Origin of the sequence: Thauera butanivorans NBRC 103042 (genome assembly GCF_001591165.1) — a bacterium.
In the GTDB taxonomy this organism is placed as follows: Bacteria; Pseudomonadota; Gammaproteobacteria; order Burkholderiales; family Rhodocyclaceae; genus Thauera; species Thauera butanivorans.
Genome location: NZ_BCUG01000090.1, coordinates 1 through 10,027, shown reverse-complemented (window position 1 = coordinate 10,027; position 10,027 = coordinate 1). Strand labels below are relative to the sequence as shown.

General features: G+C 69.5%; 6 protein-coding genes and 1 pseudogene. 4 read left to right on the top strand and 3 right to left on the bottom strand.

The features are described from left to right. The 4 genes and pseudogenes from TBU01S_RS21795 to TBU01S_RS21780 all read left to right on the top strand — a co-directional run. A pseudogene (locus tag TBU01S_RS21795) lies at nucleotides 1–196 on the top strand (hemerythrin domain-containing protein); the annotation flags it as partial. 61 nt (nucleotides 197–257) lie between these two features. After that, complete coding sequence (locus tag TBU01S_RS21790) at nucleotides 258–1,127, top strand: alpha/beta fold hydrolase (protein ID WP_068639593.1); 870 nt, start codon at nucleotides 258–260, stop codon at nucleotides 1,125–1,127. Between the two features lie 49 nt (nucleotides 1,128–1,176). Then, a complete protein-coding gene (dmpE, locus tag TBU01S_RS21785) occupies nucleotides 1,177–1,959 on the top strand; it encodes a 2-oxopent-4-enoate hydratase (protein ID WP_068639592.1) in 783 nt (260 codons plus the stop codon). Continuing rightward, nucleotides 1,938–5,627, top strand: coding sequence for an indolepyruvate ferredoxin oxidoreductase family protein (locus TBU01S_RS21780; RefSeq protein ID WP_281178485.1), 3,690 nt, complete (start codon nucleotides 1,938–1,940; stop codon nucleotides 5,625–5,627). Before dmpE ends, TBU01S_RS21780 begins: the two co-directional genes overlap by 22 nt. A gap of 205 nt (nucleotides 5,628–5,832) precedes the next feature. On the opposite strand, the gene ccsA is transcribed toward TBU01S_RS21780, so the two are convergent. Genes ccsA through TBU01S_RS21765 form a run of 3 tightly spaced genes read right to left on the bottom strand, consistent with a single transcriptional unit; the run spans nucleotide 5,833 to nucleotide 9,933 of the window. Next, nucleotides 5,833–8,055 (bottom strand): cytochrome c biogenesis protein CcsA, encoded by a 2,223-nt coding sequence (gene ccsA, locus TBU01S_RS21775; protein WP_068639590.1) that lies wholly within the window; start codon nucleotides 8,053–8,055, stop codon nucleotides 5,833–5,835. 1 nt (nucleotide 8,056) lies between these two features. Further along, on the bottom strand, nucleotides 8,057–9,070 hold the full coding sequence (locus tag TBU01S_RS21770; protein WP_068639589.1) for a U32 family peptidase: 1,014 nt from the start codon (nucleotides 9,068–9,070) through the stop codon (nucleotides 8,057–8,059). After that, nucleotides 9,067–9,933 (bottom strand): hypothetical protein, encoded by an 867-nt coding sequence (locus tag TBU01S_RS21765; protein ID WP_068639588.1) that lies wholly within the window; start codon nucleotides 9,931–9,933, stop codon nucleotides 9,067–9,069. The genes TBU01S_RS21770 and TBU01S_RS21765 overlap by 4 nt, the downstream gene beginning before the upstream one ends. Nucleotides 9,934–10,027: the final 94 nt, after the last annotated feature.

Genomic DNA, 10,027 nt, shown 5'->3' with positions numbered 1-10,027 from the left:
GCTGCCGCTGATCCGCAAGCACTTCACCGCCGAGGACTGGGAAAAGGCCAACGCCGGCTTCGTCGCCGACGATCCGCTCAGCGGCACGCGGGCGAGCGCAAAAACCGGCGAAGAGGACTTCGCACAGATTTTCTCCAGGCTCGTCGCCGCCGCGCCGGCGCCGATCGGGCTTGGAACCGGACCATACAAGGGCTGAACGCCCACGACCACCACGGCAGACACATGCCGCCCACCCGACACCAACAGGACCGACAACGATGACCATTCAGACTGCCCCCCTGACCGAAGCCGCCACCAGCCACCTCATCCGCCTCGAGGTGAATGAACTCGACGTGCAGGTGCATTACAACGACTGCGGTGCCGGCGCGGAAACCGTCGTCATGCTGCACGGCTCGGGCCCCGGCGCCACCGGCTGGGCGAACTTCCACCGCAACGTCGACGCCTTTGTCGGCGCCGGCTACCGCGTGCTGCTGCTGGACTGCCTCGGCTGGGGCAAGAGCGACCCGATCGTGTGCACCGGCTCGCGCTCGGATCTCAACGCCCAGACCCTGAAGGCGCTGCTCGACGCCCTGCAACTGGACAAGGTGCACATCGTCGGCAACTCGATGGGCGGTCACAGTGCGGTCGCCTTCGCGCTCTCCAACCCGGCCCGCGTCGGCAAGCTGATCCTGATGGGCGGCGGCACCGGCGGCCCGAGCCAGTTCGTGCCCATGCCCACCGAAGGCATCAAGCTGCTGCAGGGCCTGTACCGCGAGCCGACGATCGAGAACCTGAAGAAGATGATGAACGTCTTCGTCTTCGACCCGGGCAGCATGACCGAGGCGCTGTTCCAGGCCCGCCTGGACAACATGCTGGCGCGCAAGGACCACCTCGAGAACTTCGTCAAGAGCCTGGCCGCCAACCCCAGGCAGTTCCCCGACCAGGGCTCGCGCCTGGGCGAGATCACCGCGCCGACGCTGGTGATCTGGGGCCGCGACGACCGCTTCGTGCCGATGGACGTCGGCCTGCGCCTGATCTGGGGCATGCCCAACGCCGAGCTGCACATCTTCAACCGCTGCGGCCACTGGGCCCAGTGGGAGCATGCGGACAAGTTCAACCGCATGACGCTCGACTTCCTGGCGCACTGAGCCAGCCATCGGCCGCATTCCACACGAAACACTGGGACAAGAGTCAGAAATGGACGAAAACACGATCAAGCACTGCGGCGACGAGCTGTACTCGGCACTGCGGGACCGCAGCCCGATCGCACCGCTCACCGAGCGCCATCCCGACATCCGCATCGAGGATGCCTACCGCATCCAGCAGCGCATGATCGCCCGCCGCATCGAGGCGGGAGAGCGCATCGTCGGCAAGAAGATCGGCGTCACCAGCAAGGCGGTGATGAACATGCTCGGCGTCGACCAGCCGGACTTCGGCATGCTCACCGACGCGATGGTGTACGGCGCCGGCGACCCGATTCCAGCGTCGTCGCTGATCCAGCCCAAGGCCGAGGGTGAGATCGCCTTCGTGCTCAAGCACGACCTGATGGGTCCGGGCGTGACCGCAGCCGACGTGCTGCGGGCGACCGAAGGCGTGATGGCCTGCTTCGAGATCGTCGACTCACGCATCCGCGACTGGAAGATCCGCATCCAGGACACCGTGGCCGACAACGCCTCCTGCGGCGTCTTCGTGCTCGGCTCCAGGCTGATCGACGTGCGCGACCTCGATCTCGTCACCTGCGGCATGGTGCTGGAAAAGAACGGCGAGGTCGTCGTCACCGGCGCCGGCGCAGCGACGATGAACTCGCCCGTCAATGCGGTCGTGTGGCTGGCGAACACCCTCGGCCGCCTGGGGATCGGCCTCGAGGCGGGCGAGATCGTGCTGTCCGGCGCGCTCGGCGCGATGGTGCCCGCCCAGGCCGGCGACAACCTGCGCATGACCGTCGCCGGCATCGGCGACTGCTCGGTGCGCTTCGTCTGAGCACAAGGACACGGTGCACGGCCAGGCCGGCGGCGCACGAGAGTAGGTGCCCCGGCCCCCGCCCCCCGACCCATGACAGGCGCCAAGCCAGCACAGAGACAGAGGAACCCACGATGTCGTCCAAACAGGACCTGACCCGGCAATTCACCGCGGAAGAAGGCATCATCCACATCGGTGGCATCGAGGCGCTGGTGCGCCTGACGATGGACCAGATCCGCTTCGACCGTCGCCGCGGTCTGAACAACGCCATGTTCGTGTCCGGCTACCGCGGCTCGCCCGTCGGCATGCTGGACGCCAACTTCATCAGGCAGCAGAAGCTGCTGCTGCAGCACAACATCCACTTCGTCGACGGCCTCAACGAGGACCTCGCCGCCACCGCCGTGTGGGGCACCCAGATGATGCACACGGTCGGCGGGCAGAAGTTCGACGGCGTGGTCGGCACCTGGTACGGCAAGGCACCCGGCGTGGACCGCTCGGGCGACGCGCTCAAGCACGCCAACTACACCGGCACGCTCAAGAACGGCGGCGTGCTCGCCATCTTCGGCGACGACCCGAGCTGCAAGTCGTCCTCGCTGCCGAGCCAGTCGGAGGCCATGTTCTACCACGTCGGCATCCCCTCGCTGTACCCGGGCAACGTGCAGGACATCCTCGACTTCGGCCTGCACGGCTACTACCTGTCGCGCATCTGCGGCCTGTGGGCGGGGCTCAAGATCGTCACCAACGTCGCCGACGGCAGCGGCAGCGCGCTCGTCGACCCGGACCGCCTGCAGTTCGTCACCCCGGTGGTGGAGCTCGACGGCCGCCCCTACACGCCCGGGGTCAACCTCGGCATGAACGTGCGCAAGGACGCGCTCGACATGGAGCGCACCCTGTACTACGCGCGCCTCGAACTCGCCCGCCAGTACGCGCGCGCGAACGGCCTCAACAAGCTCACGCTCCCCAACCCCGGCGCCTGGCTGGGCATCGTCGCCGCCGGCAAGACCTACCACGACCTGCGCCAGGCTTGCATGGAAATGGGCCTCGACGACGACGCGCTGCGCCGCGCCGGCGTGCGCATCCTCAAGATCGGCATGCTCAACCCGCTGCAGCCGGACGACATCCGCGACTTCGCGCGCGGCCTGGAGGAAATCCTCGTCGTCGAGGAGAAGCGCCCCTTCATCGAACTCTTCGCCAAGGAAATCCTCTACGGCACCGCCAACGCGCCGCGCATCGTCGGCAAGCGCGACGAGGAAGGCCGCGACCTGCTGCCCTTCCACGGCGAATTCGAGTCCGACATCATCGCCCGCGCGCTGCACGCCCGCCTGTCGCGCAAGACGAAGCTGGAATCGGCCGAAGCCTGGATCCGCCGCCTGGACGAGATCCACGGCCGCCACGCGCCGGCCACGCTGACGCGCTCGGCCTGGTACTGCTCGGGCTGTCCGCACAACACCTCGACCAAGGCCCCCGACGGCAGCATCGTGTCGGCCGGCATCGGCTGCCACACGATGGCGATGTGGATGAACCGCGGCGTGGTGATGGGCACCCACATGGGCGCCGAGGGCGCGCAGTGGATCGGCATGCAGCCCTTCACCGACACCCGGCACATCTTCCAGAACATGGGCGACGGCACCTACGCCCACTCCGGCAGCCTGGCGGTGCGCTACTGTGCGGCGACCGACACCGACATCACCTTCAAGATCCTGGTCAACAGCCACACCTCGATGACCGGCGGCCAGCAGATCATGGGCGCCGAGCCGGTGCGCAACCTGGTGGCCGAACTGGTCGCCAACGGCGTCAAGCGCATCATCGTCACCACCGAGGACCTGTCGCGCTACAACGCGGTCGATCTCGCGGGCAACACCGAAATCTGGCACCGCGACCGCATCATGGAAGCGCAGAAGCTGCTCGCCGGGACGGCGGGCACGACCGTGCTGATCCACGACCAGGAGTGCGCCGCCGAACTGCGCCGCCAGCGTGGCCGCGGCAAGGCGTGGGAGCCGGCAGCGGTGATGGTGATCAACGAGCGCGTGTGCGAAGGCTGCGGCGACTGCGGCGAGAAGTCCAACTGCATGTCGGTCGAGCCGGTGCAGACCGAGTTCGGCCGCAAGACGCGCATCCACCAGCCCTCGTGCAACAAGGACTACTCCTGCGTGAAGGGCTTCTGCCCGTCCTTCCTGACCATCACGCCCAAGGCCGCGCCGGAGAGCGCCGACGGTGGCAAGAAAAAGAAGCAGGGCCGCCTGCCCGCGCTCGAGCGGACGCTGCCCGACCCCGTCCTCAAGGTGAACCCGGACGACTTCGGCGCCCACGTCATGGGCATCGGCGGCACCGGCTCGGTCACGGTGGCGGCGACCATCGCCAATGCCGCGCGCCTCGACGGCAAATGGGCGGTCGGGCTCGACCAGACCGGCCTCGCCCAGAAGGGCGGCGCGGTAATCTCCGACATCAAGATCACCGCCCGGCCCTTCGATGGCGCCAACAAGATCTCCGACGGCAGCACCGACCTCTACCTCGGCTTCGACATCCTCAACGCCACCGACGGCAAGAACCTGGACAAGTGCCATCCCGGGCGCACGATCGCGATTGTGTCCACCGGCCAGGCACCGACCGGCTACATGGTGTCGGACAAGTCGGTGCAGTTCCCCAACGTCGATCGCCTCACCCAGGGCATCGACCGCGTCACGCGCCGCAACGACAACGTCTACCTCGACGCGCAGACGCTGGCCGAGGGCCTGTTCGCCGACAGCATGGCGACCAACATGTTCATGGTCGGCGTGGCCTACCAGGCCGGCGCACTGCCGATCGGCGCCGAGGCCTTCGAGACCGCGATCGAGCAGGCCGGCGTCGGTGTGGACATGAGCCTGCTCGCCTTCAAGTGGGGCCGCATGGCGGTGATCGACCTCGACTACGTCCACGCCGAGATCCGCAAGCACGAGGCCAAGGCGCCCAAGCTGCCCGAAATGACCGCAGAGGCACGCCAGATCGTGGATTCGGTCGGCGCCACGGGTGAAGTACGCCGCCTGCTCGAAATCCGCGTGCCCGACCTGATCGGCTACCAGGATGCCGCCTATGCACGCCGCTACGCGGCCAAGGTGAAGCAGGTGATGGAAGCCGAGAAGCGCGTTGCGCCGGAGAGCTCGGCGCTCGCCGAAGCCGCCGCGCGCCACTTCTACAAGCTGATGGCATACAAGGACGAGTACGAGGTCGCCCGCCTGCATTCCGATCCGGCCTTCCTGGCCGAACTGGACGCGCAGTTCCCGCACGGCTACACGGTCGAGTACAACCTGGCCCCGCCGCTGCTGACCAAGCGCGACCCGCAGACCGGCGAACCGATCAAGCAGAAGTACGGCGCCTGGATGCTGAAGGCCTTCCGCCACCTGGCGAAGATGAAGCACCTGCGCGGCGGCAAGTGGGACATCTTCGGCAAGACCGAAGAGCGCCGCATGGAGCGCCAGGCGATCGAGGACTACGACCGCCTGCTCGACACACTGTGCGACAAGCTCGATCGCGACAAGCTCGCGATCGCGGTCAAGCTCGCCAGCCTGCCGGACGAGGTACGCGGCTACGGCCACGTCAAGGAGCGCCACATGGCGCTCGCCAAGGCCAGGCAGGCGCAACTGCTGGCCGACTTCGACAACCCGCAGGCCGCCAAGGCCCGCGGCGCGGCACAGGTGCTGCGGTTCACATGAGCCCGGCCGGCCCAGCTCAAGGCCGATTACCGGAACAAGAGCTCCCGGCGTCCGCCGCGATGCGGACGCCAGGGGCTCTCAATCCGGCTAGATGGAGCACATCGGCACCAGCGCCGAATTCGTCATGCCGGCCGCGAAGCGGAAGCTGCAAGGCAGTCCGCCGCCGTCCGCAGCCGGGCTCATTCCCGCCGGGGACGGCGTCTTTTCACGGTGCGCGAAAAGATCCGGCTTGGCTGCCCCGCGCCGCGCTCACCTCACGCTGCGGCAGCAAGGCCAGCCAGAGGCCGCCCAGCGCCGCCACCACGAGGCCGGTCCATAGCAGCGACACGAACGGAAAGACCTTCACCACCGCGACCACGACCGGCGGCTCGCCATTTGCAGCCGCCGCTTCCAGCAGCGCCGCGGGCGAGATCCAGAACTGCACGCTGCGGCCCCAGCCGTGGTCGATCAGGGGGTCGAGCAGATAGCCCGGCGTCGTGACGTGACGGGCATAGCGGTAGTCCAGCAACTCGCAGACCTGCCGCATCGGGCCGTCGTAACGCTCGGGCAGGCTGCGGCTGTCGCGATAGAGCGTCTGCCCGTCCATGATCTCGCCGCGGGCGCCGCGCACTTCCACCGTCGTCACTGCGCGAATGCCGTTTTCGCCGCGCCGGGCGCCGTCGTCGGCATCGCCGAAGCGGACCCCGGCCAGGCGGAAGGTATAGCCATGCCTGTCCTTCACCCAGCCGGTCGCCGCCTCGGCCAGCCCGCCCTCCGGCAACAGTTCGTGCTGCGAATAGCTGTTGAGCGCGATCGCCATCATGCCGCCCCACAGCATCAGCACCACGCCGGCATGGATCGCCGCCAGCGGCGCCGACACCGACACGCCTTTCCAGCCCAGGCGCCATGCCGTCACGCCGGCCCAGGCCAGGCAGCCCGCCGCCAGGTAGGCCCCTGCGACCAGGCTGGCGTCGAGCAGCGGCAGCAGCGCAACGATGCTCTGCGACAGGATGCCCATGCCCGCATAGCCGCGCGTCAGCAGGCCGCCGAACTCGGCCCCCAGCATCGCGAGCGCTGCCGCCAGTGCCAGCGACGCCCAGCCCGCGCGCTTGGACAGCCGGCGGAAGAAATACCAGCCGCCGACGCCGCCGAGCACCACCAGCGGTGCCAGCAGCAGGCGGGCCAGCACGTAGCCATCCACGTCCCATTGGTCGAAGGCCTGGCGCAAGGCATCCAGCTCGCTGCCGTTGGGCATCAGGTTGACCAGCATGGCGAGAAAAGGCTTGTACTCCTCCGGCCGCGGCATCCCCCCGGCCTGGGCGCCGAAGGCGAAAGCCAGTTGCGCCAGCGCCGCGACGCCCGCCGCCAGGAAGCCGAGCTGGGCCAGCCACAGCCCGATGCCGGACGCCGCTCGCGGCGAGGCATCCTTTCCGCCGCGGCCGCTCCGTACCAGCGCACACCCCAGCCCGGCCAGCAGCAACACGATGCCGAGCGCGAAATGGACGATCCACGAATCCGCCCCCACGTAGCGGTGCGAACTGGCGAGCATCGGATTGCGCGTCACCGCCATCGCCAGCGGCGCCATCAGCGCAGCAAGCAAGGCCGCCCAGGGCACGGCCCAGCCGCGCTTGCGCCCGGGCGCCCAGCCGGCGACGCCATGCAGATGCGCGCAGAGGAAGCACCACAGGCAGAAGGCCGCGGTCTGCACCGGATCCCAGTGCCACACCTGACCGTACATCGCGTCCTCGAAGGCCCATACCATGCCGAAGCCGATGCCGGCGGTCAGCACCGCCCAGGCCCGCCGCGCCCGTGCGCGGGCGAGGCCCGGCCAGGCCGGCTGCGCGCCGCGCAGGGCGGCCAGCGCGGGCGCCGCCAGCGACAGCGTCCACGCATAGGCCAGCACCACCAGCGGCGCATGGAACAGCATCCAGATCTTCATCAGATGGGCGTTCATGCCCTGCGACGGCGCTTGCGCCAGCCATTCGGCCGGCGTCGCCGCGAACGGCGCCAGCCACGCCGCGGTCAGCGCATACCAGGCGGCGATCGCCGCGGCGACGGACCAGCGGGCCGCATCCGCGCCGGCGCGCGCGCCGCTCGCGGCCAGGCTCAGGCAGCAGGCCGCCAGCAGCAGCGTCGTGCCTTCGTCGCCACCCCACACGTTGGCCAGCTTCAGATGCAGGGGCAGTTCGGCGCTGCTGTACAGCCAGACGTAACGCAGCGCGAAGCCGTCCATGGCGAAATGCCAGCCCAGCGCCAGCACGCATCCCCATGCCAGCGCCGCGGCCAGCGACAGCACGCGCGGGCGTCCGGCCGGCCTGAACACCGCATGCAGCGCCAGCGCGGCCGCGGCCACGAGCACCGCCTGCCCCGCCGCCGCCCAGCCCGCAATCAGCGCCGCGGCAGCCACGGCGGCCGCCCAGGCCGGCACGGCAGGGAATGAGGCACCCATCTCAGTTCGCCTCCGCCCGCAGCACTTCCGGGTAGTAGCACATGAAGCCGGTGGCGCAGTGCGCTTCGGAAGGCCTCAAGGCCATGGCGAAATCCCGCACCGCCGCATCGTCCGCGCCGCCGCGCACACGGTCGACGACCGACTTCACCATGCGCACGCTCGCCAGCTTGCGCGCCGTCGGCGCCTCGCGCCCGGCGATCTTGATCGCCGCCACCTTGCCACGCCGCAGCGCGGGGATGGCACACAGGCCGCAAGGCCCGTACGGCAGGCCCTCCGGCGTGGTGCTGAAGCCGCAGGAAAAGCGGTACCACAGCCAGCGCTCGTAGGCCTCGTCGTTCTCCCGCAGGCGCGCCGCCACGCGCGCCGGCAGTTCGCCGCCATCGCGGCGGCGGTAGTGATACTGGTAGCGGTCGAGGCAGATCGGCCCACCCATCTGCCCCGGCAGATGGATCGTATGGCAGGCGCCCTCCTCGAAGACGCAGCCGTCGTTGAGGATGAAAGCCTCGATCTCGATGTCCGGCACTTCGGCAGCGATGCCGGCGGCTTCGTCGATGCTCACGTCGCGCGGCAGGATCAGGCGGCGCGCGCCCAGCTCGAGGCACAAGCGGGCCGCCGCCGCATTGCGGCAGGTCGCCACCGAGCTGACATGCACGCGCAGGGCGGGAAAGCGCGCCGCGAGCAGATGGACCAGGCCGAGATCGCTGACGATCAGCGCATCGCCGCCGATGTCGGCGAAGCGCTGCGCGATCTCCACCGCCGCCTCGGACTGCGCGGCCGGGTAGTTCTGCGCGTTCAGCACCAGCGACAGCATGGCGCCATGGGCGTGGGCCAGCTCGACCGCAGCGGCCAGATCCGCGTAACTCTTCAGGTTGCCGGACGGACGGCGGTTGGCGCTCAGCGCATGGAAGCGGCCGAGCCATTCCGGCGGCACCAGGCCGCAATAGAACTCGCTGGCGCCGGCCTGCGCCAGCAGGGCGATCTCGGACAGGCGGGACACCGGGGCGACGATTCTCACAAGGACTCTCCCGCGACCACCAGGCGCGCGACGCGGCCCATGCCGGCCGCACGTCTCAGGGAATCCGCCATCTCATCGGAATGGCGGCTGAACAAGGTATTGCCGAGCTGCACGGCGCTGCAGGCATCGTCCCGCCCCGGCCGCGAGGCTGCCGCCGACATGCGCAGGCACTCCTTCTGGCAGCGGCGGCCGACGGCGAAGCGTTCCGGCCCCGTCATCGACAGGCTCCCCGCGCGGCACATCCTCCCCTTGGCCACATACACGAAGGGAAGATGCACGCCCGCCGGCAGCGGCAGGCCGTCGAACGCTTCCTCGGCGGGGAAGACCGGCATGTCGAGTTCCAGCCGGCGGATGCCGAGGCGCTCGAACAGCACGCGCATCGTCGGCGCCGCCAGGGCATGGCCGCAGCGGCCGGCCCAGCCCGCGTCGAGGCGCGGGTCCTTGGTCATGCGGCACAGCACCCGGCCCGCCACCAGCCCGAGGGAGGGAAAGCGCGTCGCCACCAGATGGGCCACGCCCCAGTCGTTGGCCACCACCTCCATGCCGTCCGACAGCATCGGCAGCAAGGCATCGAGCCGCTCGATCACCCCGGGCGAAGCGACCGGCGTGAGCAGGGCGAAACGCAGGCCGTGCGCGCCGGCCTGGCGCACGGCCTCGCGCAAGGCACGCGGCGACGGCAGCAGGTGCTCGCAGAACTCGCTGCCGAAGTGCAGATGCGTCGGCGCCAGCGGGGCGAGCCAGGCGGCCAGCGACGCATCGCCATGGACGCGCTGCCAGTGGCGTTCGCGCACGGCGGGCGCCGCCGCGGTCCAGTCGAGGGCGATGGGACGGGTCGCCGCCACCGCAAGCTCGGGGGTCTCCATTGCATTTCGTCCTTGCGGCCCCGGGCCGCGCACAGACCGCATCGGAAGAACCGGCGCGCTGCCGGCCTGCGGCAGCGCGCACGGCACTCACAAG